The following is a 26,691-nucleotide window of genomic DNA, read 5'->3' on the forward strand; positions in this document are numbered from 1 at the left end:
GATGAGTTCGCGGAGGTGGCCGACCATCGTTGCGGCGGTCGCGCTCACCGGTACCGTCGTCGCGCTCGGGGTGGCGAACCCGGTGCCCCCGGCGCGGGTGTCGACCGACAGGCTGGGCCCGGACGCCGGGGAGCCGGTCGCCGAGTATCTCGACCGTGCGAACGCGTCACTGGTCGAGGACGCGGGGCCCGACGCCGGTGCGGAGCACTGGGCGCTGGTGTCGTTGGATGCGCCGGCGACGGCGTCGACCCTGCTCGACACCGTGGGCGACCTGAGGGTGTCCCAGGTGATGTTCCGGGTGCCGATCGAGCGGGTGCAGACACCGATCGTCACGATCCCGGTCGCGGCGAATCGGGAATCCGTCGAACGCGCGTCCACGGTGGCATCGGCGCGGCTGTCGATGGCCGGGGCAGGCGTGGACCGGCAGTCGCAGGTCATGGCGTACTCGGCGGCGCGCCTGTCCACGGGGTGCACGTGTGTGGTGGGTGCGGTGGTCCGCGGTTCGCTCGCGCAGCTGCGGGCACTGGCCGCGACCCCGACCGCGCGCGCGGTCGAGGCGCTGCCCGCGGACGCCGTCGCCGGGGCGTTCGCGGTCAGCCCGCTGCTGCCGTCCCAGACCACGGTGGTGGTGCCGGGGCCGGACGACGGGCCGGTACCGGCGCTGCCGTGACCGGTGGGACCGAACACGAACGGCCCGCCCACCACAATCCGTGGCGCGGGCCGTTCGTATGCGGTCACGCGCCAGGTGTGTCGCTCACGCCGTTGCTGCCGGCGCTCACGGGTACGCGTGCCGTCGCCACCGTGGGCGAGATATCCGTCGGTGCGCCCTGCTGGGGGTGGTGCCCGACCGAATTGAGAATGCCCGTGATGTCGATGCCCGAGGATTCGAGGGTCTCGATGACGCCGGCGATCGTCGACGGGCTGATGCCGAGGATGGAGCCGACGCTGCCGGACACGCCGTCGGCGCTGCCGACGATGGAGATCCGGTCGATGTCACCGACTGGCTTCGCTGCTGCCTCGGTGGCCTCGACGAGTGCCGCGAGGACGTCGGGGAGCATCAGCATCTGGGCCGCGGCAGGGGTGTACGCGTTGAGCGCCTCTGCGACCTTCCGCTTGCCGTCGGCCTCGGCCTCGAGCCGGGCACGCAAACCGTCGGCCTCGGCCTGCTGCTCCGCGCGCAGCGCGTCGGCGGACACCTTGCGGCCCTCCGCCTCGGCACCCAGCCGGGCCTTGATGCCGTCGGCCTCGGCCTGCTGTTCGGCGCGCACCGCATCGGCCGCGAGCTTGCGGGAGTCCGCCTGGGCGGCTCCGGAGCGGCGAGCGGCCTCGGCGTTCGCGTCGGCCTTGAGGATTGCGGCCTGCTTCTCGCCCTCGGCGCGGGCGACCGCGGCCTGACGCTCCGCCTCCGCAGGGGCGATGACGTCGGCTTCGAGCGCCGCCTTGGCTTGCTCGGCGCGCCGCTGTTCGACCTCGATCCGAGCCTCCACCCGTGCCGCTTCGGCCTGCTCCAGCGCGATGCGGACGGCCTTCTCGGCGGTCGCGCGGGCCAACGGCCCGGCCTGGTCCGCTTCGGCGTTCTCCGCCTCGGTCCGGGCGCGCAGCTTCGCGAGTTCGACGTCGCGCGCCTGGTTGGCAGTCGCGATGGCGGTATCGGCTTCGGCTTGCGCGACGGCGCCCTCCTGTCGGGCCTTGGCCGACTGGATCTGGGCGTCGCGTTCGGCGTTCGCGGTGCCGACGGCGGCGTCACGCTTGACCTCCGCGATGCGCCGCTGCCCGAGGGACTCGAGATATCCGTTGTGGTCGTTGATCCCGGCGATCTTGAGGACGTCGACCTCCATGCCGATGCGGGCGAGGTCGGTACCGGCCTCCTCGACGACGCTGCGGGCGAGGGTCTCGCGATTCGAGTTCAGATCCTCGACGGTCATGGTTGCGGTGATGCCGCGCAGCGACCCGGACAGGATCTCGTTGATCTGTCGGCGCAGTTCGTCGAGATCGGAGGTCAGGAACCGCTGGACCGCGGTCTGCACGGCCTCGTCGGCGGATCCGATGCGCACCAGGCCGACGGCCTCGACGTTCACCGGGACGCCGTCGTTGGACAGCGCGTTCTGGAGGTTGATGCTGACGTTGAACGGCTCGAGCGACATGATGTCGACCCGCTCGATGCCGGGGATCTTGAAGCGCGCGCCGCCCCGGACGACCTTCGGCTTGCCGCGGCCGGTGAAGACCGCGACCTCGTTCGGCGGCACCTTGATGTAGTTCCGGACGTACACGAGCGGTAATCCGATGAAGATCACCAGAGCCACCACAATGGCGGCCACGACTGTCACCATGAAGATTCCTCAGTTCGATTTGTGCAGTGGAGAATCCGATGCGAGATCGTCGGGGACGGCCACGACGTGAACGTTGTCGGCATCGATATCGCCGATGTAGACCCGCGCGTCGACGGGAAGCATCACAGCTTCGGCCGATACTGCTCGCGCGCGGACCCGGTTGCCTTCGGTGTCGGTGAACGCGACCTCACCCCAACCTCCGGGGGCGATCGGGATGGTGACCGTGCCGACGAGACCGATGTAGGCCTGCCGTCCGATGTGGGAGTTGGACTGTTGCCGCAGTAGATACGGCAACAGCACACCTCGGGTGAGACCGACCAGAACGATTGCGCCGGCAGTCGCGGTGAGCGCGGCAACGAGGCCACTCCCGCCCGCCACACTCGCGCCGCTGCCGCCGACACCTACGCCGAACAGTGCAGTCGCGACGGTGGTCAGACTCAGAAACGGCAGCCCGCTTCCTCCGTCTGTGTCACCGACATCCGATCCGGTCTCGCCGACGACAAGTGTCCCGACAATCCCCACGAGACCCATGGCGAGACAAGCAAGGTAGATGGTCGTCACAATTGTCCCTCCCCTGACAATGGATTCGCCACCGACCATATCGCAGACGCCGAGGCGGTTGTGCGCGCGGCAAATTCGCCGTCCGGTACCTGCTGTGAGAAGTCTCGGGCTCGACTGGGGCCGGGGTTTCCGGAGAGGGGGTAGGAGGGCGGGATCCGTTCTAGCCAAGTCTGTTTCGCGTTATCGGCGCGGAAATCCGGAACACCGGCGGGGTGCGGTCCGGTCACTCGGAACGAGGGGTTGCCTCGTATCGTCTAGTTCACGGGGGCATCCGCGGTGTGCTTGCGGATGAACTCGATGGTCTGGGCGAGCGCGTTCATGCCGTCGGCGTTGTCGAGGTCGAACTGGTACTCGTGCCCCAGGGCCGGTTCGTGGTCGTCCGGGTAGAACAGCGTGGTCACGTCGACCCCGAGGCCGGTCAGCTTCGCGGCGAGCGCCTGGGACTGCTCCTCGGTCAGCCCGTCCGCGTTGCCGCCGGAGATGTACGAGGGCGGGAATTGGTCGGTGACGTGGTGGAGCGTGGACATCTGCGCCACCGCCTCCGAGTTCTCGAAGTCCTTGGTGCCGGCGTACGCCCAGATCGACTCGGTGGTGCCCCATCCGATGATGCCGGGCCCGCCGACCATGTTCGGCACGTCGTAGATGCCGCAGTTGAGCACGACCCCGCGCAGCTGCTCCGGCTGCAGCGCCGACTCGATCCCGACGGCCCGCGCATACTCGGGATTGGTCGCGATCGTCGCGAGCTGGCTCGACAGCTGCGCGCCGGCCGAGTCGCCGGCCAGCACGATCCGACTCGAATCGACATGCAGGCGTTCGGCGTTCGCGAGGACGTACGCGTGAGCGTCGCGCAGTTGCTCGACGGCGGTCGGGTACTTGCGTCCGGGTCCGAGTGAGTAGTCGAGCGAGACGACGGTGAATCCGGCGTCGGCGATCAGCTGGAAGTACGGTGCGTAGTTCGTGCGGTGGCCCGAGATCCAGGCGCCGCCGTGCGTCCAGATCACGGTCGGCAGCACCTGCGGCGTGCCCGCCAGGCCCTCGGGGAAGTAGACGTCGAGGTAGGCGTCGTCGTCGCCGGTCCGGTACTGCAGGTCCGGGATCGACGCGATGCCGTCGGGCGCGTGCTTCTCGAGGGCCCCCGTCGTCTTCTGCGCGCCCTTGTCGAAGATGAAGCGCACAAGGATCGAGCCGGGCCACGGCGTGGTCAGGAAGGCGAGGGCGAAGACCAGGACGACGGTGAGCAGCAGGCCGAGGGTCCATGCGGAGCGTCGTCGCCACGGATGACCCGCCGACCGCGCGGCATCCGTGTTCTCGGGCTCTGTGGTCGTCGTCACCGCGGGCTCCTGCGTCTGGGCGCCCCGGATCCGTACCGGTGCGTGACGAGTCACAGTAGCCCGGCGGCTATCGTCGGACTACGTGACACAGCGGGCCCGAAGTGACGATTCCACCGGACTGCTGTCGGGTGTCGGCGCCTACCTGATCTGGGGCCTGTTCCCGATCTTCTTCGGTCTCCTCGCCCCCGCCGGATCGCTCGAGGTGCTGGCCCACCGGATGGTGTGGACGGTGCTGCTGATGCTCGTCGTGCTCGTCGTGCTGGGCAGGCTCGGTTCGCTGCGGGGGATGGGCGCGCGGACGTGGGGTCTGGTGTCGGCGGCCACCGTCGCGATCGGGATCAACTGGGGCACGTACATCTACGCCATCGTGTCGGGCCACGTCGTCGAGGCGGCGCTCGGATACTTCGTCAACCCGTTGGTCAGCGTGCTTCTCGGTGTGCTGATCTTCCGGGAGAAGCTGTCCCGCGCGCAGGTCGCGGCGTTGGTGCTGGCGGCGATCGCGGTGGTGATCATCACCGTCGACTACGGACGACCGCCGCTCGTCGCGCTCACGCTGGCCCTGTCGTTCGCGACGTACGGGTTGATCAAGAAGGTGATCCCGCTCGACCCGCGCACGAGCCTGACGGCGGAAGGGGTGGTCGCGGCGCCGTTCGCGGTGGCCTATCTGGTGGTGCTCGCCGTCACGGGCACCGGTTCGTTCTTCGGCAACGGCGTCGGCCACAGTCTGTTGCTCATGGCGGGAGGGCCGGTCACCGCGGTACCGCTTCTCCTGTTCGGAGTCGCGGCGCAACGCATTCCGCTGACCACGCTCGGCATTCTGCAGTACCTCACGCCGGTCCTCCAGATGGTGTGGGGTGTGGCGGTGATGCACGAAGTCATGCCGCCGTCGCGGTGGATCGGGTTCGCGTTGATCTGGACCGCGCTGGTGGTGTTCACCACCGACGCTCTGGTCCGTGCGCGGCGGACCCGCAGGCAGGCTCAGGCGGCCGTCGAAGCCGTCGCGGTGCCGTGAGAATCACCCGCCGCGGCGCGGTGACAGACGTTCGGTAGCGACTGTCCGGGCCGTCGGTGCCAGGGCATAGACTCAGTGGCTGCTGGAGGCTGCTGGACCCGCCGGTGCTCGCACACCGGCCGTAGACAGAGAGGCGCGCGTGGCTGACTCGTTCGTTCACCTGCACAATCACACCGAGTACTCGATGCTCGACGGTGCGGCAAAGGTCGGCCCGCTGTTCAAGGAGGCGGAGCGCCTCGGGATGACCGCGGTCGGTATGACCGACCACGGCAACATGTACGGCGCCAGCGAGTTCTACAACGTCGCCAAGAAGCACGGCATCAAGCCGATCATCGGCATCGAGGCGTACATCGCGCCGGAGTCGCGGTTCAACACCAAGCGCGTGCTGTGGGGCGATCGCAGCCAGAAGTCCGACGACGTTTCGGGTTCGGGCGCCTACACGCACATGACGATGGTCGCCGAGAACGCGACCGGGCTGCGGAACCTGTTCAAGCTGTCGTCCCTCGCGTCGATCGAGGGTCAGCTCGGCAAGTGGCCGCGCATGGACGAGGAACTCATCGCCACGCACGCCGAGGGCATCATCGCCACGACCGGCTGCCCGTCGGGTGAGATCCAGACCCGGCTGCGTCTCGGCCACGACCGGGAGGCGCTCGAGGCCGCCGCGAAGTGGCAGGAGATCTGGGGCAAGGACAACTTCTTCCTCGAACTCATGGACCACGGCCTGTCGATCGAGCGCCGCGTCCGTGAGGGCCTGCTCGACATCGGCAAGCAGTTGGGCATCCGCCCGCTCGCCACCAACGACTGCCACTACGTGACCAAGGACGCGGCCGAGAACCACGAGGCTCTGCTGTGCATCCAGACCGGCAAGACGCTCTCGGACCCGACGCGCTTCAAGTTCGACGGTGACGGGTACTACCTCAAGTCGGCCGAGGAGATGCGCGCGATCTGGGACTCCGAGGTCCCGGAGGCGTGTGACAGCTCGCTGCTCATCGCCGAGCGGGTGCAGTCGTACGACGACGTGTGGGCCCACCACGACCGGATGCCGATCTTCCCGGTCCCGGACGGGCACACCCAGCAGACGTTCCTGCGTCACGAGGTGCTGCGCGGACTCGACCGTCGCTTCCCCGGCGGTCCGCCGCAGGAGTACCTCGAGCGCGCCGACTACGAGATCGGCGTCATCAACGAGATGGGCTTCCCGGCCTACTTCCTCGTCGTCGGCGACCTGATCAACCATGCGCGCGAGGTCGGCATCCGCGTCGGCCCCGGTCGAGGCTCGGCGGCCGGTTCGCTCGTCGCGTACGCGATGGGCATCACCAACATCGACCCCATTCCGCACGGCCTGCTGTTCGAGCGGTTCCTCAACCCCGAGCGCGTGTCGATGCCCGATATCGATATCGACTTCGACGACCGTCGCCGCGGCGAGATGGTGCGTTACGCCACCGAGAAGTGGGGCAGCGACAAGGTCGCCCAGGTCATCACGTTCGGCACCATCAAGACCAAGGCCGCCATCAAGGACTCCGCGCGAGTCCAGTTCGGGCAGCCCGGTTTCGCGATCGCCGATCAGATCACCAAGGCGCTGCCGCCGCCGATCATGGCGAAGGACATCTCGGTCGCGGGCATCACCGATCCCGAGCACGAGCGCTACAAGGAGGCCGTCGAGGTCCGCGCGCTCATCGACTCCAACCCGGACGTCGCGAAGATCTACCAGACCGCGAAGGGCCTCGAGGGCCTGATCCGCAACGCCGGCGTGCACGCCTGCGCGGTCATCATGTCCTCCGAGCCGCTCACCGACGCGATCCCGGTGTGGAAGCGCGCGCAGGACGGCGCGATCATCACCGGCTGGGACTACCCGTCGTGCGAGGCCATCGGCCTGCTGAAGATGGACTTCCTCGGTCTGCGCAACCTCACCGTCATCGGTGACGCGATCGAGAACATCAAGGCCAACCGCGGCATCGACATCGATCTCGACACGCTGCCCATCGAGGACCCGGCCACGTACGAGTTGCTCGCGCGTGGTGACACCCTCGGTGTCTTCCAGCTCGACGGCAGTGCGATGCGGGATCTGCTGCGGCGCATGCAGCCCACCGGCTTCGAGGACATCGTCGCGGTGCTGGCGCTGTATCGCCCGGGTCCGATGGGCATGAACGCGCACAACGACTACGCCGACCGCAAGAACGGGCGGCAGGAAGTCAAGCCGATCCACCCGGAGCTCGAGGAGCCGCTCAAGGAGATCCTCAAGGACACCTTCGGCCTGATCGTCTACCAGGAGCAGATCATGCAGATCGCTCAGAAGGTGGCCGGCTACTCGCTGGGACAGGCAGACATTCTCCGTCGAGCCATGGGTAAGAAGAAGCTCTCGGTGCTGGAGGAGGCCTACGCCGGCTTCCGCGAGGGGATGCTCAAGAACGAGTTCTCCGAGCCCGCGATCAAGGCGCTGTGGGACACGATCCTCCCGTTCGCCGGCTACGCGTTCAACAAGTCGCACGCCGCCGGCTACGGCCTGGTGTCGTTCTGGACGGCGTACCTCAAGGCGAACTATCCGGCCGAGTACATGGCCGGTCTGCTCACGTCCGTCGGCGACGACAAGGACAAGGCGGCGGTGTACCTGTCGGATTGCCGGAAGATGGGCATCACGGTGCTACCGCCGGACGTCAACGAGTCCGAGGTCAACTTCGCCTCGGTCGGTGAGGACATCCGGTTCGGCCTCGGTGCGGTCCGCAACGTCGGCGCGAATGTCGTGGCGTCGATCATCAAGGCGCGCACCGAGAAGTCGAAGTTCACCGACTTCTCCGACTACCTCGGGAAGATCGACGCGCTGGCCTGTTCCAAGAAGGTCACCGAATCACTCATCAAGGCAGGCGGATTCGACTCGCTCGAGCATCCGCGCAAGGGTCTGATGCTGGTGCACGCCGACGCGATCGACGCGGTGATGGGCACCAAGAAGGCCGAGGCGATGGGGCAGTTCGACCTGTTCGGTGGCGACGACGCGGACGAGTCGGTGACGTCGGTCTTCAACGTGAAGATTCCCGACGAGGAGTGGGACACCAAGCACCGGCTCGCGCTCGAGCGCGAGATGCTTGGCCTGTACGTCTCCGGGCATCCGCTCAACGGCATCGAACACGTCCTCGCCTCGCAGTCGGACACGGCGATCCCGACCATCCTCGAGGGCGACATCAAGGACGGCACCCAGGTCACCGTCGGCGGCATCCTCGCGTCGGTCAACCGGCGGATCAACAAGAACGGACTGACGTGGGCGTCCGCGCAGCTCGAGGACCTCTCCGGTGGTATCGAGGTGTTGTTCTTCCCGCAGGCGTACTCGGTGTACGGGATGGATGTGGTCGAGGACTCGGTGGTGCTCGTCAAGGCGCGCGTGTCGATCCGGGACGACCGCGTCTCGCTGATCGCGAACGACCTTGCGGTGCCGGACCTTTCGGCTATCGGTGTCGCGAAGCCGGTCGCGGTGAGCCTGCCGGTGCGGCAGTGCACCAAGGAGAAGCTCGGTGCCCTCAAGCAGGTGCTGACGCGTCACCCCGGTACGTCCGACGTCCATGTGCGGTTGATCGGCAGTCGCGGCACGTCGCTGTGGATGGTGGACGAGGTCCTGCGGGTGGAGCCGTCGTCGGCGCTGATGGGCGATCTCAAGGCGTTGCTCGGGCCGAGCTGCCTCGCCGGCTGAGCCGTGACGCGAACCGTCCGGGTCGGCAAGACCCGGACGGTGGGGTGTGGCGCAGTGTCACCGGTGGTGTTCGTGCCACATCCAGTTCCACTGGCCCTGATGGTTCTGCTCCCAGCGCCAGCAACCGCCGTGATGCTGGTGATGCTGGTGGTGCACCTGCGTCACTGCAACCGCGCTCGGGCTGGTTGCGGGCGTCGCGGGATCGGCGAGTGCCGGTGCTGCGACCAGCCCCAGGGGGACGGCCGCCAACGACAGCGTGACGAGGACTCTCGCGAGTACCCGGCGTGCGCTGCCCGCCGTGTCCGGGGTTTGCTTCCTGTGTTCCATGGCGATCCTTTCCGCACGGCCCCCGGACGGGTTTGCGTCCCGGGTGCACCGTCGGTGCGGTTCGGCTCGGGTCGGTGTGGCGGGGTCGGATCGCGTCGTCCCGGTGGGCGGTCGACGGTGTCGTGGCCGGCGCGGCACGTCCACTGGCGTCCTCGAGGGCGGCTCTCGGGCGCACCGCTGCTGTTGCTGCAAGCCCCATGATATTGCCGGTTTTGTCCGGTTGGTCGAAACTCCTAGGAGACTCACAGGAAGCCACGCGCGCCGAAGTCGGCTGGTGCGTCAGAGTCCGCCGATGTCGGACAGGGTCTGCAGGGCGCCGTCGGTGGCGCGCCACAGCCCGTCGATCTCCTGGTCGGCGGGCTGCGCGGTCCGGGGGTCCTGCAGCGCGAATCCGTTGGCGAGGGTGATCGTGTTGTATCCGCTGTCGGCGGCGCGCAGCAGCAGCTTCGACGGCTCGCTGTTCCCGGCCAGGCGGTCGAGTCCCTCACCGACGAAGTAGAACCGCCACAGCGGCCCGAGGTCGGCGCCGTAGAGATCCTTCGAGAGCGTGACGATGGAACCGCCCCTGACGGCAATCGAATCGACGATCTCGTAGTAGTCGGGAACGTTGTCGGTGGTGGTTCCGCTGGTCGCGACCGCGTGCGCGAGATCGACGGTGAGATGGGCGTTGTAGCCGGCCATCGCGACCCGCGCCGGGCTCAGTGAGCACTGCCGGGTCATCGCGAAGTAGTTCGCCCACGCGGGGTCGGTGGCGGTGCCGGAGAACTCGGCGTGCACATTGCGGAGATAGCGGGCCAGCAGGTCGTAGCTGATCGCGGGGGACCATCGTCGGTCGGGGAGTGCGGCGGGGTCGCGCTGCAGGGGCAGGACGGCCTCGTGCTCCACGGCGTTCAGTCCGAGGGAGAACAGCCCGCGCCGATCCCTGTGCGCAACAAGGATGTCGGTGATCTCGCGGTGCCGCTCCACGGCGGCCTCGAAGCGGTCCAGCCCGGATCCCGGCACGGTTGAGGTGTCGGCGAGTTCCAGGACTCGATCGACCTCGTTTGCGCTCAGGGGTGATCCGCACGCCGTCGATACGGATTGCGGCGCGTCTGCCTGCGCCGGCCCGGGTGCGACCACTGTCAGTAGGGCGCCGAGCACGACGATGAGGGGTGCGGGAGAGCGGCGGGTTCGCATCGATTCTCCGTTCGTCGGGTCAGTCGTCGGCGGTGCGATAGATGTCCTCGGCCACCTGACAGACCTCGTATCGCGCCATCGTCGAACCTCGCCAGACGGGGTTGGCGGCGTGTCGTGCGTGTCGCCTCGGCGAGAATGCGTAGGTCAGCGTATCCCGGAATGGTCCGCCACAAATGCACCCGGGAGTTTCGGTGGTACGGAGGATGTCCCGAGGGCCGCCCTGTGTCGACTAGTCCACCTCGTCGCGTCTCAAGTACGCGAGCACCGCGAGGACCCGGCGGTTCGCATCGTCGGTCGGCGGCAGAACCAGCTTGGCGAAGATGTTCCCGACGTGTTTGCCGACCGCCGATTCGGTGATGAACAACAGCTTCGCGATGGCCATGTTGGAGTGGCCCTCGGCGATCAAGGCGAGTACCTCGCGCTCGCGCGGTGACAGTGCGGACAGCGGGTCGCGGTGGCGGCGGAAGAGTTGGCGTACGACCGTGGGATCGATGACCGTGGCACCGCTCGCAATCTGCCGCAGCGTGGCGGCGAAGTCTTCGACGTCGACGACACGGTCCTTCAAGAGGTAACCGACCCGACCGCCCTCCCCGCCGAGGAGGTCGTCCGCGTAACTCAGTTCCACGTACTGGCTCAGCACGACGACGGCGAGATCCGGGTACCGGCGCCGCAACCCCACGGCGGCACGCAACCCTTCGTCGGTGAACCCCGGCGGCATCCGCACATCGGTGACAACCATGTCCGGGGCATGCTCGGCCACAGCCGATTCCAGTGCGTCGGCGTCCGACACCGCTGCCACCACAAGGAATCCGAACCGCTCGAGCATCAGGGCAAGGCTCTCTCGCAGCAGCGCGCCGTCCTCGGCGAGCACCACCCTGATGTCGGTTGTCAATTCTGGCTGCACGGAAGCTCCACACGGACGATGGTGGGCCCGCCGGGCGGGCTGGACAACAGCATTCTGCCGTCGATCACGGCGACCCGGTCGGCCAGGCCGGTCAGGCCACTGCCCCGGCCCGGATCGGCACCACCGCGGCCGTCGTCGACGACCTCGACGGTCAACGCGTCGCCCTGAATGCGGGCGGTCACCGCGACCTCGGTGGCATCGGCGTGCTTGGTGACGTTGTTGAGCGCTTCGACCACCACGAAGTACGCGGCGATCTCGGCATGCGATGGTGGTCGGCGCGGGATGTCGGCGGTGACGGTCACCGGAATCGCCACGTCCTCGGTCAGCTCGCGCAACGCAGCGGGCAGGCCACGGTCGGTCAGCACTCGCGGATGGATTCCACGGATGAGCTGCCGCAGTTCGGTCATGAGCTGCTTGGCCTGCTCGTGCGCGTGCGCCACACTCGCCGAGGCCGGAGATCCTGTCGGCAGATCGAGCCGGGCCATGCCGAGCTGCAGCGTGAGGTTGAGCAGTAGAGACTGGGCGCCGTCGTGCAGGTCCCGTTCGATTCGTCGCCGCTCGGCTTCGAACGCGTCCACCAACCGTGCGCGGGATCGAGCGACCTCGACGAGTTGAGCGCGCAGATTGTCCGGGTCGTCGGCCAGCAGCAGCGCCCGGGCGATCACGGCATGGAGACCCGCCAGGATCGCGAACACGTACGGGATCGTCGGCAGCAGAGCCAGACCCGCGATCGCGTAGGGGACAGCCTGCGGGGCCGACGTGAGCTGGCTGAGTCCCAGCGCGACCGGCTGCCCCTCGCTCACCAGCAGAGGGCTGGCCAGCATGATGAGAATAAGCAACACGAACACCGCCGCCAGGACGTATGCCGCGGGCGCCACGACGATCAACAGACTCGCGTAGGCGAGTGCCTTCCAGGTGGCCGCCTCGGTGTATCGCGTTCGCAGCCGCGGCCACAATCCTGCTGCGGGTGGGTGGCGATGTGCGGTGATCGCCCGGCCGGGGATCACCAGCCTGATCCGTTGTCGTTCCAGCGCCGCGAGGGGTACCGCGAGCAGCGGTCCGAGTCCCACGACCAGAATCGCGCCGAGGACGACCAGGAACAGAACCGTGCCGAGTGGCTGTGGGTACGAGCCGTCTCCGGCCCAGACCACCAGCACGATCCAGGGCGCGACGAGCCCGGAGAACGGCAACGCTGCCGCCAGTACCACCGGCGGCGTCGTCAACAGATAGGCGAGTGCGCGCCACGGCCAACCCGTGAGTAGGAACCGCCGCCGCGTGATCGCGGCGAGAGGTGTGAGCGGTTCGTCGGAGGGCACCCCGCAGAGCCTATCGGGCTGGTTGCCTGGTGCGAATGGTCCGGAGCGCACCTCGTGGGTGGTGCTGGCGCCACCCCGTTTTCGCCGCGTGGACCCAGTGCCCGCATCACCTGTCGAATGGTCCGCTTGCTGCAAGTGATTTCGCAGAGGAACGAGGACCCATGAAACTGGAGCTGAGCAATGTCACCAAGACGTATCGCGGCAAACCGGCCGTCTCCGACGTCACGATGCGGATCGGACCCGGCGTGCTCGGTCTTCTCGGACCCAACGGAGCCGGAAAGTCCTCGCTGATGCGGATTCTCGCCACGATCACCCGCCCGACCGCCGGTTCGGTCACCTGGAACGGCGCCGACATCGCGGTCCGGCCCGCGAGCCTTCGGCGGGTACTCGGCTATCTGCCACAGGATTTCGGGGTCTACCCGCACCTCAGTGCCAGGGAGTTCCTGCGGTACCTCGCCGCGGTCAAGGGGCTGAGTGCGCGATCGGCCCGGGCGCGGGTGGACGAGTTGCTCGAACTCGTCAACCTTGCCGATACGGGCTCGCGGCCGGTCGGCAAGTTCTCCGGAGGCATGCGCCAACGGCTGGGGATCGCGCAGGCACTCTTGGGCGATCCCGAGGTCCTCGTCGTCGACGAACCCACGGTGGGGCTTGACCCCGAGGAGCGCATGCGGTTCCGCAACCTGCTCGGTGATCTGGCGTCCGACCGAATCGTCATCCTGTCCACCCACATCGTGTCGGACATCGAGGCGATCGCCGACGACATCGCGGTTCTCGCGGGCGGGCACCTGCGGTGGCGCGGCGCTCCCGAGGATCTGCTCCGCTCCGCGACCGGGACGGTGTGGGAGTCGGTGGTGCCGGCCGATGCGGTCGCGGACATCCGTCGGCGGGGCATGGTCACCAGGATCGTCCGCACGGCTGGCGGCGTACGGGTCCGCACGGTCGCCACCGCCCCGCCGACTGCCGACGCGTGTCCGGTCGAACCCGATCTCGAGGACGCCTACATGTTCGCCGTGGGTCCGGCGACCGCGCAGTTCGAGGTGACCCGATGACGACTGCAGTCGCCGCAGTCTCGCTCGCAGATTTCCGGGATCGCTCGCGACGTCCCGCGTTCCTGGTCACCGTGCTCGGAGCTCTCGCCCTCGGCTACGTCGCGATCCCGCCCGCGTCGGCCACCTACGCGATGGTCAAGGTCGGATCGTTCCGGGGCGTATATGACAGCGGCTATGTCGGGGTCATGCTCGCGATGATCGGCAGCCTGTGGCTCCCGCTGTTCGGGTTCTACGTCGTTCGGGACAGCATCGGCCGCGACGTCTCCACCGGCGTCGGTGAAACACTCGCCGCGAGCCCACTGCGCACTCCGATGTACCTGCTGGGCAAGTACTTCAGCAACCTGCTGGTGCTGGCCGCGATGGCTGTGGCACTCGCGCTGATCGCACCTGTGATGCAGCTGCTCCGCGGCGAATCCTCGACCCTCGACCTGACGGCGCTGTGGCTGCCGATCGTGCTCTTCTGTCTCCCGGTCCTCACCGTCGCGGCGGCGGCCGCCATCGTCTTCGAGACGATCCCGCCGCTGCGAGGCGGTCTGGGAAACATCGTGTGGTTCTTCGCGTATCCCGCGATGTTCCTTGCCGGCCTTCCCCTGATCTACGCCGAGACGACCGCAGGGTTCCAAGCCGACCTGGCCGCCCAGTACCCCGGAGCGAACGACGAGATCTCCATCGGTCTCACAGCGGAACCCGGTGCGCTCGGGCAGTTCGCGTGGTCCGGTATGGATATCGCGTTGTCTCTCGTCGTCGCGGGGGTGGGACTGGCGGTGGCCTCGACGGTCGTCGCGGCACTGCCGGCCCTGTGGTTCAGTCGGTTCGACCCGTCACGCCGCGGCCGCCTTTCCCGGCGCATCGGTGCCAGGAGCTCGTCGGCGACCACTTCTGTCGAATCGCCTGTCGCGCGCGCGTCGACCGCCTTCGCCGGGACCGCACGAACGTTGTCTCCGGTCGCCCGCGGAAACCCGTTCTGGGGGCTTCTCGTCGGCGAGGTGCGCATCCACCTCGGAGGCGTGTCGCGGTGGTGGTGGCTCGCGCTTGCGATCGTGACGGGTGCGGCACTGGTGGTCCCGGCCGACGGCGTCGACACCGCGCTGCTCTTCGCGTGGCTGCTGCCGGTGCTGATCTGGTCGCGTCTGGGCACGCACGCCCTCGAACAGGGCGTCGATCCTCTCGTGGAGTGTGGCGTGTCGTTCCGCACGCGACTCGTCGCCCAGTGGGGTGCCGGCGTGCTCATCGCGGTCCTGGCCGGTGCCGGACCGCTGCTGCGGATGCTGGCGGCAGCGGATGTGAGCGGCATTGCCGCGTGGGTCACCGGCGCGGCCCTGATTCCCGCGCTCGCACTCCTGATCGGCTCGATCGTCCGCAGTCCTCGCGTGTTCCAGGCCGTCTACCTGGTGCTCTGGTACGCGGTCCTCAACGGCGTGGCCGCCGTCGACGTCATGGGTGCACTCCGCGACGACGGTCGGCTCGCCGGTCCTTCGCCCGTCTTCTCTCTCGCCGTCGGCGTCGTGCTGATCGCCGCCGCGTTGCTCGTTCAGGAGGTTCGTCATGTCCGTCGCTGAATCCGTCACACCTCGTACCCGGGGTCTCCGATGGTGTCGGCGCGGCAGCGGTGTCGCGGCGATGACACTTGCCGCCGTCACGCTCACCGCCTGCACCAGCGGAACGACGAGCCAGGAGTCGCGCAGCGACACCTACGCCGGCGACATCGCCACCGTCGTACTGCAGTTCGATGATTCGGGCGCGAAGCAGATCGGCTTCACCACCGCCGCTCTCAACGCTCACATCGTCGGCGCCGACCGCCACGACATCCAGGTTCGCCGGACCTTCGAGTACACCGACGGCGACAAGCCGGAGGAGACCATCGAACAGGAGTGGGGCGGCCTGACGATCACCACGCGATGTCCCGATCGCTTCGCGGTCGGGCACCCCACATGCATCGCCCACTACGAGATCGAGGTGCCCTACGGCAGTGTCGTCCGGGCCGACACCCGCTCCGGGGACCTGACGGTCACCGACACGCGCGCCGAGGTCGACTTACGGTCGCATTCCGGCGACGTCGGCATGGTCGTCGCCCCCGGCGACGGCACCCGCTACGCGGTGGAGGCCGTCTCCGCTGACGGTCACACCACGGTGGATGTTCCGCTGGACCCCGCCGGGGTCCCGGTGCGACTGACGACCGAGGACGGCGCTGCAACTGCCACGACGGCACAGTCATGACATTCCGCAAGCCGGCCGTTGCTCGCAGAGAATTACAGGTCCGCTCGGGCCCTGACCGGGGATCCGGTCAGTCGCGCCGGTGCGCGAGCATGGCGCGCCGGGTCCACCAGACGACGACCGCCACGGCGGCGGCGGTGAGGACCGCGGTCTGCAGGACCTGTGCGATCGCCAGGACGAGGAGGAACACGCCGAGCGCGGCGACCAGAGCCTCGATCTTGTAGAGCGGCCAGGCGGTGCCGGCGATGTCGACGGTGAGACTCGACCGGTGACGTGTGTGGCGTGACGGCGCTGCGGTCGTCATCGCGATCACCTCGTCTCCTGGTTTCGGTCCGTTCCTCCGGTGAGTTCAGAGTACGCATACTTCGAAGTTCGGTCCAGCGAACAATTGGAGGAGGCGGACGAAACTCCCAGCGTCCGGGCATTCGGGTGGTCAAGATCATGTGCGCGGTGTTCACTGGATACATGCCTCTCACCGGTGAATACGAACCCAGCCCCAGCTCGTGGGCCGCGGACCAGGTCGATCTGTACGAGCGCTCCGGCGGCACCGAGGGAACGACGATGGAGGGCAAGCCCGTCGTCGTCCTGACCACCAAGGGCGCCAAGTCCGGCAAGCTGCGCAAGACGCCGCTCATGCGCGTCGAGCACGACGAGCAGTACGCGGTGGTCGCGTCGCTCGGCGGCGCCCCGCAGCACCCGGTCTGGTACCACAACGTGGTCGCCGACCCGCACGTCGAGTTGCAGGACGGTCCGGTCAAGCAGGACATGATCGCGCGCGAGGTCACCGGCGACGAGAAGGCCGAGTGGTGGAAGCGTGCGGTCGAGGCGTGGCCGCCCTATGCCGACTACCAGACCAAGACCGAGCGTCAGATTCCGGTCTTCGTGTTGTCCCCGCAGGACTAGCTCGCCGGGACAGTCGTCGTCTCTGCGCCGAACGGGGCGGACCCGGGTAGCCTGCGAGAAGCAAGCTCTCGATTCCGGACCGTTCGGGCGGAGGCGGATATGGCGGCGAAAACTGTTGCGGATCAACTCGTTTCCCAATTGGTGGATGCGGGCGTGCAGCGTATCTACGGCATCGTCGGAGACAGTCTCAATCCGGTCGTGGACGCGGTGCGGCGCACGGGCGGATCGGCATCCGGTGGCATCGACTGGGTCCACGTCCGGCACGAGGAAGTCGCGGCCTTCGCGGCCGCGGCCGAGGCACAGATCACCGGCAGGCTCGCGGTGTGCGCGGGCTCGTGCGGCCCCGGGAACCTGCATCTGATCAACGGCCTGTACGACGCGAACCGCTCGGGTGCGCCGGTGCTCGCGATCGCGTCCCACATTCCGAGCGCGCAGATCGGGACCGGATACTTCCAGGAAACGCATCCCGACCGGCTGTTCGTCGAGTGCTCCCGGTACAACGAGATGATCAGCGTCCCCGTGCAGGCGCCGCGGATCGTGCAGAGCGCGATGCAGCACGCGATCGCGCAGTCCGGGGTCGCCGTGATCACGCTGCCGGGCGATGTCGCCGATCAGCAGGCGGAGGGCTCGGCGCCCCCGCTCGTGCGGACCGGCACCCCGTCGGTGGTGCCGGCGGAGGATGACGTCCGGGCGCTCGCCGACGCGATCAACACCGCGTCGGCGGTGGCGATCTTCGCCGGTGCCGGTGTCCGCGGCGCCCGCGACGAACTGCTCGCCCTCGCGGACGCGATCGGTGCCCCGGTCGGGCATTCCCTGCGGGGCAAGGAGTGGATCCAGTACGACAACCCGTTCGACGTCGGCATGACCGGTCTGCTCGGCTACGGCGCGGCGCACGACGGCATCCACGGCGCGGATCTGCTGCTGCTCGTCGGGACCGACTTCCCGTACGACCAGTTCCTGCCCGACGACGTGCGCACCGCGCAGATCGACATCGCGGCGGAGAAACTCGGCCGGCGCACGGGCGTCGACCTCGCGGTGCACGGCGACACGCGGTCGGTGCTGCGGGCGCTCGCGCCGCTCGTCGACCGCAAGTCCGATCGCGGCTTCCTCGACCGGACCCTCGACCGGCACGAGAAGCTCATGACGAAGGTCGTCGGGGCCTACACCGAGCCGGCCAAGCAGCGGGTCCCGATCCATCCCGAGTTCGCGGCGTCGATCCTCGACGACCTCGCCGCCGACGACGCGATCTTCACCGCGGACACCGGCATGTGCAATGTGTGGACCGCCCGCTATCTCAATCCCAACGGCCGACGTCGGTTCCTGTCGTCGGCCCTGCACGGTTCGATGGCGAACGCGCTGCCGCACGCGATCGGCGCGCAGTTCGCGCGGCCGGACCGTCAGGTGGTGGCGATGTCGGGTGACGGCGGGCTGTCGATGCTGCTGGGCGATCTCGTCACCGTCGCGATGTACAAGCTGCCGGTCAAGATCGTCGTGTTCGACAACTCGACGCTCGGCATGGTCAAGCTCGAGATGCTGGTCGACGGCCTGCCCGATTTCGGTGTCGATGTCCCGTCCGTCGACTATGCGGCTGTTGCTGCGGCGCTGGGGCTCTACTCCCGAAGGATCGAGAATCCGGCCGATCTGGAGTCGGGATTGCGGTCGGCGCTCGACCACGACGGTCCGGCGCTGGTCGACATCGTCACCGATCCGAACGCGCTGTCGTTGCCCCCCACCATCACCGGCGAGCAGGTGCGTGGCTTCGCGCTGGCGATGTCGCGGATGGTGATGAACGGCGGTGTGGGAGAAGCTGTTCAGATGGCGAAGTCCAATCTGCGGAATGTGCCGCGGCCGTCGCAGTTCTCGCGGAAGGATTGACGCCCGTCCGTCGATGCCGGGGCGGTTGCGCGCGACCGGGTGCACAGTGGGAACATGGTTGGGTGTCAAATTCGCCGAAACTCGCAGAACTGAAGGTCACCTCGCCCGCTCTCACCGCGGACGAGATCGATGCTGCTGCCGAGCGAATTGCGCACATTATCGACGCGACACCCCTGCAGCTCAGTGATCGACTGTCGGTGCTGACCGGCGCTCGGGTGTACCTCAAGCGTGAAGATCTTCAGGTGGTCCGCTCCTACAAGCTGCGCGGCGCCTACAACCTGATCATGCAGTTGAACGATGCCGAGCGCGCCGCGGGTGTGGTCACGGCCAGCGCCGGCAACCATGCGCAGGGTGTGGCGTTCGCGTGCCGGGCGATGGAGATCCGCGGGCGCATCTACGTTCCGGCCAACACTCCCAAGCAGAAGCGCGACCGGATCATGGTCCACGGCGGTGGCTTCGTCGAACTGATCCCGACGGGGGAGACCTACGACGCCGCCGCGGCCGCCGCGGCCGCCGACGTCGAGCGGACGGGCGCCACCATGGTGCCGCCGTTCGACGATGCCCGCACCGCGGCGGGCCAGGGCACCATCGCGGCGGAGATCCTCGAGCAGCTGGGTCAGGCGCCGGACAGCGTGATTGTCCCGGTCGGCGGCGGCGGTTGCATCGCCGGCATCGCCACGTACCTGCACGAGCGCGCGCCGCGGACCACGATCGTCGGTGTCGAGCCGGTGGGGGCGGCGTCGATGACGGCGGCCCTCGTCGCCGGTGGCCCGGTGACGCTGCCCGAGGTCGACCCGTTCGTCGACGGTGCCGCGGTCAAGCGGGTCGGCGACCTGCCGTACGCGGTGGTCTCCGAGCTCGGCGCGAGCGTCGTCTCGCACGCGTCGCTGCCGTTGGTGGCGGGCACCCGCACGGGGCACGGCTCGGAGAAGTTCGCGATGACCCAGGTCGACGAGGGCGCGATCTGCACCGCGATGCTGGAGCTGTACCAGAACGAGGGCATCATCGCCGAGCCTGCCGGTGCGTTGTCGGTGACCGCGCTCGGTCATCTCGATGTCGAGCCGGGGAGCACCGTGGTGTGCCTGGTCTCGGGTGGCAACAACGACGTGTCCCGGTACGGCGAGATCCTCGAGCGCTCGCTTGTCCACCTCGGTCTCAAGCACTACTTCCTGGTGGACTTCCCGCAGGAGCCGGGTGCGCTGCGTCGATTCCTCGACGAGGTGCTCGGGCCGGACGACGACATCACCCTGTTCGAGTACGTCAAGCGCAACAACCGGGAGACGGGTGCCGCGCTGGTCGGCGTCGAGCTCGGTTCGGCGGACGGGTTGACCGACCTGCTCGACCGGATGCGTGCCTCGCGCCTCCAGGTGGAACAGCTCGAGCCCGGGTCCCCGGCGTACCGCTACCTCACGTAGCGGAGTCGTCCTCCGCCGCCGCGGTGGGGCCGAGCAGTCGGTTCACCACCCGGCGGTGGAGTTCCGGGTCGGGCTCGGGTAGGCCGAGCAGGGCGGCGAGGTAGATGCCGTCGCCGACCAGGCGCACGATCTCGGCCTGGACCGGATCGTCGATCTCGGCGAGCAGCCCGTCGTCCCACGATCGCATGACGTCCGCGACGGCCTGCTGCACCTCGTCGTGCTGCCCGTCGGCACTGCGCATCGCGGCGAGCATCGAACGGTACAGCGCCATCTCGTCCGCCGAGTCGGCGCCGGGGTACTGCAGGTAGATCTCGGACACGGTCCGCCCGCCGGCGACGGCGTCGGCGAGCTGTTGGTCGGACCGGTCGCCGAGACGGCGGACCATCGACGCGAGCAGCGCTTCCTTGCTGGGGAAGTGGTAGAGCAGACCGCCCTTGGAGACGCCTGCCGCGGTGGCGACCGCCTCGAGCGTCACGTGGGCGACGCCGACGTCGTGCAGCAGGCGTTCGAGGGCGTCGAGGATGCGATCGCGTGTGTCGGAGGCCATGAAAATCACTGTACCGGCTGGACGGTGAACTGCTACCCTGGGTTGGGCACTGTACCGGCTGGACGGTTCACCTTCTGGTCGGTTTTCGTTCATCGAAGAAGTTTCGTGGGAGTAGAGATGTCTCTGGGTACGGTGCGGGATCCGCACGGCGTTCGGGCCGGCCGGAAGGACTGGCTCGGGCTGGTCGTGCTCGCCTTCGCGGTCCTTCTCATCTCTGTCGACGCGACAGTGCTGGACCTGGCGCTGCCGTTCATCAGTGAGGACTTGGCGCCGAGCAGCACGCAGCTGCTGTGGATCATCGACGTCTATTCGTTCGTACTCGCCGGCCTGCTGGTCACGATGGGCACGCTCGGCGACCGGATCGGGCGCCGGAAGCTGCTGCTCATCGGTGCGGCCGGGTTCGGCCTGGCGTCGTTGATCGCCGCATGGTCGGCCAGCCCCGAGATGCTGATCGCCGCCCGTGTCCTGCAGGGCGTCTCGGGTGCAACGCTGATGCCCGCGACACTGGGTCTGATCCGGACCATGTTCGTCAACCCGCGTCAGCGCACCACCGCGATCGGCGTGTGGGGCGCGATGGCCGGCGGCGGCGCCGCGGCCGGACCGCTGGTCGGCGGCTGGCTGCTCGAGCACTACTGGTGGGGTTCGGTGTTCCTCATCAACATTCCGGTGATGATCGCGCTCATCGCCCTCGGCCCGCTGGTGATTCCGGAGTCGAAGAACCCGGAGCCGGGGCGCTTCGACCTCGCCAGCGCCGGATTGTCGATCGTGGCAATGATCCCGATGGTGTACGCGGTCAAGGAGTCCGTCGTGCACGGCCCGTCGTGGATTCTCACCGGAGTCGGTCTCGTCGGCGCCCTCGCCGGTTGGGTGTTCATCCGCAGGCAGCGGTCCCTCGCCGACCCGATGATCGATCTGTCGTTGTTTGCGCGGCCGGCGTTCTCGACGGCGGTCGTGACGAACCTGCTGTCGATCTTCGCGCTCGCCGGCGTGCTGTTCTTCGGATCGCAGTACCTGCAGCTGGTGCTCGGCTACAGCCCACTGGAGGCGGGTCTGCTGATGCTGCCCGGCACGCTCGTCAGCGCGGCCGCGTCGCTCGCGGCGGCATGGCTCGTGCGTCGCTGGGAGCCCAGCCGGGTACTGAGCGTCGGACTGGTGATCGCCGCCCTCGGTGCGGCGGTGATGATCGCGCTGGGGCCGGACAGTGGGCCGGAGGCGTTCGTCGTCGGATTCATCCTGGCCGGCGCCGGAGTCGGCGTGGCGTTGACGCTCACCTCCGACCTGGTGGTCAGCGCGGTCGAGCCGGAACGTGCGGGTGCCGCGTCGGCGGTCTCCGAGACCGCGTACGAACTGGGAGTGGCGCTGGGTGTCGCCGTGCTCGGCAGTGTGGTGCTCGCGATCTTCCGTCGCGGCCTGGACGTCTCGGCGCTGGACGCGGATCAGGCGCACATCGCGCAGGGCACGCTCGGGGGCGCGGTGGAGGTGTCGAAGTCGATGCCGGTGGAGCAGGCGGCCGCGTTCGTCGACTCGGCCCAAGCGGCCTTCGTCGACGGCATGCACATCGCCGCCGGAGCGACCGCGGTCATCCTGATCGCGACCGCGATCCTGGTGGCGCGGATGCTGCGCCGGCGTTGACATGTAGTTGACGTGTAACGGCTCGAGCGGCCGGTCCGATCTGCAGATCGGACCGGCCGCTTTCGTGTCCGAGTGGCAACGCCTCGGATGCCGTGTGCCGCAACTGCTATGCCCAGTGCCAGGTGGGGGGCTGTCCGGCTCGGGACTTTTGGTTCAACTTTCAACGGGTGAAAATGAGGGTGATTTGCCGCCTCACCTCCGGTCTTCGATATGCGTTTTGCACTTCAGTACAATCTATCGAATCATGTTGTTGAACAGGGTATTTCATTCGAATTCCCCATCCGTTCGGGGGTGAGGCGCGTCGATTCGGGTGGTGCGGGCTGTATCGACGTTTGTGTTTGTATGTCCGGCGTCGGGGTGATTGTCCATTCATCATCCATTTCGCCGTGGCTGGGTTCGGCCGGGCGTTCATAAGAAGGGCCTCAAATGGGGAGGTTAGGCGGCGCTCTGCGTAAGGGCGTCATCCGAACTGTGGTCATGGCGATGTTCGCCGGCGTGGCCACAGTGTCGACCGTAACGGTCGGCGCAGGGACCGCAGCAGCGGCGGAAAACCTGAGATGTGATGTGCTGTATTCAGTCGAGAACGGTTCGAGTGTCGCGAAGCGGATCGACCCGAACACCGGGGCCGTCACCGACGCGTTTCCGGTTGAGCCGAGCGGCGAGGGCTACCGGCATAACCAGCTCGGTATTGGTCCCGGCGGGACCTACGCGATCTACACATCCTCGGAAGATGACGGCGACGACCGGAGGATCTACGAGTACGACGCCGCGTCCGGCAAGACGACCAGCGAGTCGGACAAGGCCAAGGTCAAGAACACACACGGTGCGATCAACCCCGCGAACGGCCTGTACTACTACGGCGGCAAGGACGATGGCGCCGATTCGTTCACGTTCGGGGCGTACGACCCTGCCAACAACGCGTCCCTCGGTGTCGTCCTCAAGGTGAAGTTCGACAAGAAGACTACGGTCCCGGGCGGCAACGGCGACATGGCTTTCGATGCACAGGGCAACCTGTTCATCGTCGCGGCCGGGGACAATAACGGCCGCATCTATTCGGTCCAGGGGCCGATGCCGACGTCTTCCGAGAAGACTCTGACGGGCAAGGCGATCACGGATGAATCGACGGCCTTCAAGAAGAGCAATTCGATTGCTTTCGGGCCGAACGGCTACCTGTTCGTCGGTGGCGGCGGAAGCCTCCTCAAGGTCGATCCGGGTACGGGCAACGCAGTCCCTGCCAACCTGACCAGCTCGTCCATGACCGATATGGGTTCCTGCAATGATCCGAACACGATCGAGTTGCGCAAGAACCTGCCCGACGGTCGCGTCGGGACGGACGATCAGTTCGGCCTTGAGATCTCCGGTGGTGGCCTGAGCGAGGGCAACACGGCGACCACGACGGGCACCAAGACGGGGATCCAGGACCAGGCTGCCGGCCCGGTCCTCGGACTTGCGGGCAAGACCTACACCCTCACGGAGACCGCCCAGGGCGGCGCAAGCCTCGACAACTACGTCACCACGTGGGAGTGCGTCGACGCCAAGACCCAGACGAAGAAGTCCGGTGAAGGCACGACCATCACCGTAGAGATTCCGGCTGGTCAGAGCGGCAAGAGCACCAGTTGCACGTTCACCAACGCGGCGAAGAAGCCCGGCCTGGAGTTGGTGAAGTCGGCGTCGCCGAACACGGCTGCAGACTTCGTCGTCGGCAAGACCGTCACTTACAGCTTCAAGATGACGAACACCGGCGCCGTGACTCTCAAGGACGTCAAGCCGGTCGAGAAGACGTTCACCGGCAAGGCGGACATGTCGGGCTTCACCTGTCCCGATGGTGCTAAGTCGTTGGCGCCCAAGGCATCTGTGACGTGCACCGCGACGTACGTCCTCCAGCAGGAGGACATCGACCGCGGCAAGCTCGACAACACCGCGACCGCGACCGGAACCGATCCGGGTGGCAAGCCGGTCAACTCGAACGAGTCGAGCGTCCCTCTCGTCGGCGGTCCGGCCACTCCCGGCATCATGCTCGACAAGATCGCGTCGCCGAAGGAAGCCGAGGCCTACAAGCTCGGCCAGACCATCAAGTACACCTTCAAGATCAGCAACACCGGCAACGTGACGTTGAACGATCTGAAGGTCAACGAGGGTGATTTCACCGGCAATGGCAAGCTGTCGGCCGTCGACTGCCCGGTGAAGTCCGTGGCCCCTGGCGGCACGGTGACGTGCACCGCGGAGTACACGCTGATCCAGGCGGACATCGACAGCGGGCGCATCGAGAACACCGCGACCGCGACGGGCAAGCCTCCGACGGGTGAACCGATCACGTCCCCGCCGGACACGGAGACGCTCGAGGGCAATCCCGCGAAGTCGCTGTCCATCGTGAAGGACGCATCGCCGTCGACGACCGAGTCCTACAAGGTCGGCCAGGAGATCGACTACACCTTCAAGATCACCAACACCGGTGAAGTGACGCTCACGGACGTGCATCCGAACGAGACCAAGTTCACGGGTGACGGCGACATGTCGGCGTTCGATTGCCCAGCGGGCGCGAAGTCGCTGGCACCGGGCGAGTCGACGACCTGCACGGCGAAGTACACGCTGACGCAGGCCGACATCGATGCCGGCAAGCTGGAGAACACCGCGACCGCGACGGGGACGCCTCCGTCGGGTGAGCCGGTCACGTCGAAGCCGTCGGACAAGACGCTGTCGGGCGAGCCGAAGGCGGCGATCAGCCTGGAGAAGACCGCCACGCCGACCGAGGCGGACAAGTTCGCGGTGGGTGAGACCGTCACCTACAGCTTCACGATGACCAACACCGGCAATGTGACGCTGACGGACGTGCATCCGAACGAGGTCGCCTTCTCGGGTGACAAGACGAAACTGAGTGACTTCGTCTGCCCGGATGCGTCGAAGCCTTTGGCGCCCAACGCGTCTACGGTGTGCACCGCCACGTATGAGCTGACCCAGTCCGACGTCGATCGGGGCACTCTCGATAACACCGCCACCGCGACCGGTACCCCGCCGTCGGGTGGGGACGTGACCTCGGAACCCGATGACGTGAACCTGTCGGGCAACCAGAAGCCTGCCCTCGAGATCGTGAAGACCGCGTCGCCCAAGGGTGTCGAGGACTTCAAGGTCGGCCAGGAGATCACGTACACGTTCGACATCACCAACACGGGTAACCAGACGCTGTCGAACGTGAAGGTGGCCGAGGGCGCGTTCTCGGGCTCGGGAAAGATCACCGACCTGTCCTGCCCGGAAGAGGCGAAGTCGATGGCGCCCGGCGCGAAGGTGACGTGCTCGGCGAAGTACACGATCACGCAGGACGATGTCAACGCCGGCAAGCTCGACAACGTCGCGATCGCCACGGGTACGCCTCCGGGCACCGAGACTCCGATCGAGTCGCCCCAGGACGAGGAGAACCTGGCAGGGGATCCGAAGTCGGGGTTGACGCTCGAGAAGACCGCGGAGCCGCGCGAGAACGTCCAGGTGGGTGACACCGTCACCTACAAGTTCGCGATCACGAACACCGGTGATCAGACCCTCACCGAGGTGAAGGTCAAGGAGAACGAGTTCTCCGGCACCGGAACGCTGTCGGACATCACGTGCCCGGACAACTCGCTGGATCCCGGCGAGTCGGTGACCTGCGAGGCCACCTACACGTTCACGGATGAGGACATGAAGGCCGGCTCGATCGACAACGTCGCCACGGCAACCGGCACCCCGCCGTCGAAGGCTCCGATCGAATCGAATCCGTCGGACGCGACGGTCACCGCTGGGGAACAGCCCGGCGGAACGGGTTCGCTCGGCTCGCTGGGCCTCGGTTCGCTCGGCTCCCTCGGGGCGGGTTCCCTCGGCAGCGGTTCGCTGGCGGCGGGCTCTCTGGCGGCAGGTTCGCTCGCGGCCGGATCTCTCGCAGCGGGTTCGCTGGAGAACTCCGGCTCGCAGGAGAACGCGGGTTCGGCCGGCTCGTCGGGTTCTGCTGGTTCGCAGGAGAACTCGGGTTCGGCCGGATCGGGTTCCGGTAACTCCGGTACTCCCGGTGGTAACCCCGGTACGCCCGGTGGCAATCCCGGTACTCCCGCCAACCCCGGTACGCCCGGTGACCCGGGTACTCCCGGCAACGCGGGCAACTCCGGGAACGGGAATGCCGGAAATGGTGGAGCCGCCGGCAACTCCGACACCGAGAAGGGTGCGCTGATCGATTCGGGTCTGGGCGCCGACGGTGACGGCGGTCTGAACACGGGCCTCGTCGCCGGTGGACTGGCGCTGCTGGTCGCTGCGACTGGTGTCCTGTTCATGGCACTGCGCAGGCGCAAGGCTGCGGAAGGTGACGTCACAGATCTGTGATGACCGCTGATGATTGACCGGGTGGCCCGAGACGAGAACCGTCTCGGGCCACCCGCGTTCACGTCGGGGGTGATGGAGAGGG

General features: G+C 67.6%; 20 protein-coding genes. 11 read left to right on the plus strand and 9 right to left on the minus strand.

The annotated features are described in order from the left end of the window. Position 1 precedes the first annotated feature (1 nt). Positions 2-670, plus strand: a complete 669-nt coding sequence (locus DEU38_RS06650) for a hypothetical protein (RefSeq protein ID WP_114719309.1) — start codon at positions 2-4, stop codon at positions 668-670. 64 nt (positions 671-734) lie between these two features. Here DEU38_RS06650 and DEU38_RS06655 read toward each other — a convergent pair whose 3' ends face one another. From DEU38_RS06655 to DEU38_RS06665, 3 genes are all read right to left on the minus strand, one after another. Continuing rightward, complete coding sequence (locus tag DEU38_RS06655) at positions 735-2,330, minus strand: flotillin family protein (RefSeq protein WP_114719310.1); 1,596 nt, start codon at positions 2,328-2,330, stop codon at positions 735-737. A 9-nt stretch (positions 2,331-2,339) separates the two neighbouring features. Continuing rightward, positions 2,340-2,891: an NfeD family protein gene (locus DEU38_RS06660; protein WP_114719311.1), complete on the minus strand. Its 552-nt coding sequence runs from the start codon at positions 2,889-2,891 to the stop codon at positions 2,340-2,342. A gap of 254 nt (positions 2,892-3,145) precedes the next feature. Continuing rightward, positions 3,146-4,222 (minus strand): alpha/beta hydrolase, encoded by a 1,077-nt coding sequence (locus DEU38_RS06665; RefSeq protein ID WP_114719446.1) that lies wholly within the window; start codon positions 4,220-4,222, stop codon positions 3,146-3,148. Between the two features lie 82 nt (positions 4,223-4,304). Between DEU38_RS06665 and rarD the strand changes: the two genes are divergently transcribed. Together rarD and dnaE are read left to right on the plus strand one after the other, a co-directional pair. After that, positions 4,305-5,234: an EamA family transporter RarD gene (gene rarD, locus DEU38_RS06670; protein WP_114719312.1), complete on the plus strand. Its 930-nt coding sequence runs from the start codon at positions 4,305-4,307 to the stop codon at positions 5,232-5,234. A gap of 139 nt (positions 5,235-5,373) precedes the next feature. Then, positions 5,374-8,910 carry a DNA polymerase III subunit alpha gene (dnaE, locus tag DEU38_RS06675; protein ID WP_114719313.1) on the plus strand — a complete coding sequence of 1,179 codons (3,537 nt, stop codon included), beginning with the start codon at positions 5,374-5,376 and terminating at the stop codon, positions 8,908-8,910. Positions 8,911-8,967: 57 nt separating this feature from the next. Here dnaE and DEU38_RS28025 read toward each other — a convergent pair whose 3' ends face one another. From DEU38_RS28025 to DEU38_RS06690, 4 genes are all read right to left on the minus strand, one after another. Next, positions 8,968-9,237, minus strand: coding sequence for a hypothetical protein (locus tag DEU38_RS28025; RefSeq protein WP_147283471.1), 270 nt, complete (start codon positions 9,235-9,237; stop codon positions 8,968-8,970). A gap of 279 nt (positions 9,238-9,516) precedes the next feature. Continuing rightward, entirely contained in the window at positions 9,517-10,413 is an 897-nt protein-coding gene (locus tag DEU38_RS06680; RefSeq protein ID WP_114719314.1) for a DUF5995 family protein, read from the minus strand. Between the two features lie 229 nt (positions 10,414-10,642). Continuing rightward, positions 10,643-11,293 carry a response regulator transcription factor gene (locus tag DEU38_RS06685; protein ID WP_302675490.1) on the minus strand — a complete coding sequence of 217 codons (651 nt, stop codon included), beginning with the start codon at positions 11,291-11,293 and terminating at the stop codon, positions 10,643-10,645. An 8-nt stretch (positions 11,294-11,301) separates the two neighbouring features. Beyond that, complete coding sequence (locus tag DEU38_RS06690; RefSeq protein WP_114719316.1) at positions 11,302-12,633, minus strand: sensor histidine kinase; 1,332 nt, start codon at positions 12,631-12,633, stop codon at positions 11,302-11,304. Between the two features lie 161 nt (positions 12,634-12,794). On the opposite strand from DEU38_RS06690, the gene DEU38_RS06695 reads away from it, so the two are divergent. Genes DEU38_RS06695 through DEU38_RS06705 form a run of 3 tightly spaced genes read left to right on the plus strand, consistent with a single transcriptional unit; the run spans position 12,795 to position 15,899 of the window. Next, positions 12,795-13,682: an ABC transporter ATP-binding protein gene (locus tag DEU38_RS06695; RefSeq protein ID WP_114719317.1), complete on the plus strand. Its 888-nt coding sequence runs from the start codon at positions 12,795-12,797 to the stop codon at positions 13,680-13,682. After that, positions 13,679-15,241: a hypothetical protein gene (locus DEU38_RS06700; RefSeq protein ID WP_114719318.1), complete on the plus strand. Its 1,563-nt coding sequence runs from the start codon at positions 13,679-13,681 to the stop codon at positions 15,239-15,241. Before DEU38_RS06695 ends, DEU38_RS06700 begins: the two co-directional genes overlap by 4 nt. Further along, the gene (locus DEU38_RS06705) at positions 15,228-15,899 is read left to right on the plus strand and encodes a DUF4097 domain-containing protein (protein WP_147283472.1); all 672 of its coding nucleotides are present in this window, start codon (positions 15,228-15,230) and stop codon (positions 15,897-15,899) included. Before DEU38_RS06700 ends, DEU38_RS06705 begins: the two co-directional genes overlap by 14 nt. Before the next feature lie 67 nt (positions 15,900-15,966). On the opposite strand, the gene DEU38_RS06710 is transcribed toward DEU38_RS06705, so the two are convergent. Further along, positions 15,967-16,200, minus strand: a complete 234-nt coding sequence (locus DEU38_RS06710; protein WP_114719448.1) for a hypothetical protein — start codon at positions 16,198-16,200, stop codon at positions 15,967-15,969. Between the two features lie 161 nt (positions 16,201-16,361). On the opposite strand from DEU38_RS06710, the gene DEU38_RS06715 reads away from it, so the two are divergent. The 3 genes from DEU38_RS06715 to ilvA all read left to right on the plus strand — a co-directional run bounded on the left by DEU38_RS06715 (position 16,362) and on the right by ilvA (position 20,089). Next, on the plus strand, positions 16,362-16,799 hold the full coding sequence (locus tag DEU38_RS06715; protein WP_114719450.1) for a nitroreductase family deazaflavin-dependent oxidoreductase: 438 nt from the start codon (positions 16,362-16,364) through the stop codon (positions 16,797-16,799). 99 nt (positions 16,800-16,898) lie between these two features. Next, on the plus strand, positions 16,899-18,674 hold the full coding sequence (locus DEU38_RS06720; protein WP_114719320.1) for a pyruvate dehydrogenase: 1,776 nt from the start codon (positions 16,899-16,901) through the stop codon (positions 18,672-18,674). A gap of 62 nt (positions 18,675-18,736) precedes the next feature. Beyond that, positions 18,737-20,089 carry a threonine ammonia-lyase IlvA gene (gene ilvA / locus DEU38_RS06725; protein ID WP_114719321.1) on the plus strand — a complete coding sequence of 451 codons (1,353 nt, stop codon included), beginning with the start codon at positions 18,737-18,739 and terminating at the stop codon, positions 20,087-20,089. Here ilvA and DEU38_RS06730 read toward each other — a convergent pair. Further along, the gene (locus tag DEU38_RS06730) at positions 20,082-20,636 is read right to left on the minus strand and encodes a TetR/AcrR family transcriptional regulator (protein WP_114719322.1); all 555 of its coding nucleotides are present in this window, start codon (positions 20,634-20,636) and stop codon (positions 20,082-20,084) included. The genes ilvA and DEU38_RS06730 overlap by 8 nt on opposite strands. A gap of 117 nt (positions 20,637-20,753) precedes the next feature. Between DEU38_RS06730 and DEU38_RS06735 the strand changes: the two genes are divergently transcribed. Both DEU38_RS06735 and DEU38_RS06740 read left to right on the plus strand, forming a co-directional pair. Further along, positions 20,754-22,268: an MFS transporter gene (locus DEU38_RS06735; protein ID WP_114719323.1), complete on the plus strand. Its 1,515-nt coding sequence runs from the start codon at positions 20,754-20,756 to the stop codon at positions 22,266-22,268. Between the two features lie 564 nt (positions 22,269-22,832). Further along, on the plus strand, positions 22,833-26,609 hold the full coding sequence (locus tag DEU38_RS06740) for a hypothetical protein (protein ID WP_258557655.1): 3,777 nt from the start codon (positions 22,833-22,835) through the stop codon (positions 26,607-26,609). Positions 26,610-26,691: the final 82 nt, after the last annotated feature.

This window comes from Rhodococcus sp. AG1013, from assembly GCF_003350365.1.
Lineage (GTDB): Bacteria > Actinomycetota > Actinomycetes > Mycobacteriales > Mycobacteriaceae > Prescottella.

Coding starts and splice junctions, on each gene's coding strand:
- DEU38_RS06650 (WP_114719309.1), top strand. CDS start 2: ATGAGTTCGCGGAGGTGGCCGACCATCGTTGCGGCGGTCGCGCTCACC.
- DEU38_RS06655 (WP_114719310.1), bottom strand. CDS start 2,330: ATGGTGACAGTCGTGGCCGCCATTGTGGTGGCTCTGGTGATCTTCATC.
- DEU38_RS28025 (WP_147283471.1), bottom strand. CDS start 9,237: ATGGAACACAGGAAGCAAACCCCGGACACGGCGGGCAGCGCACGCCGG.
- DEU38_RS06680 (WP_114719314.1), bottom strand. CDS start 10,413: ATGCGAACCCGCCGCTCTCCCGCACCCCTCATCGTCGTGCTCGGCGCC.
- DEU38_RS06695 (WP_114719317.1), top strand. CDS start 12,795: ATGAAACTGGAGCTGAGCAATGTCACCAAGACGTATCGCGGCAAACCG.
- DEU38_RS06700 (WP_114719318.1), top strand. CDS start 13,679: ATGACGACTGCAGTCGCCGCAGTCTCGCTCGCAGATTTCCGGGATCGC.
- DEU38_RS06705 (WP_147283472.1), top strand. CDS start 15,228: ATGTCCGTCGCTGAATCCGTCACACCTCGTACCCGGGGTCTCCGATGG.
- DEU38_RS06710 (WP_114719448.1), bottom strand. CDS start 16,200: ATGACGACCGCAGCGCCGTCACGCCACACACGTCACCGGTCGAGTCTC.
- DEU38_RS06715 (WP_114719450.1), top strand. CDS start 16,362: ATGCCTCTCACCGGTGAATACGAACCCAGCCCCAGCTCGTGGGCCGCG.
- DEU38_RS06720 (WP_114719320.1), top strand. CDS start 16,899: ATGGCGGCGAAAACTGTTGCGGATCAACTCGTTTCCCAATTGGTGGAT.
- DEU38_RS06730 (WP_114719322.1), bottom strand. CDS start 20,636: ATGGCCTCCGACACACGCGATCGCATCCTCGACGCCCTCGAACGCCTG.
- DEU38_RS06735 (WP_114719323.1), top strand. CDS start 20,754: ATGTCTCTGGGTACGGTGCGGGATCCGCACGGCGTTCGGGCCGGCCGG.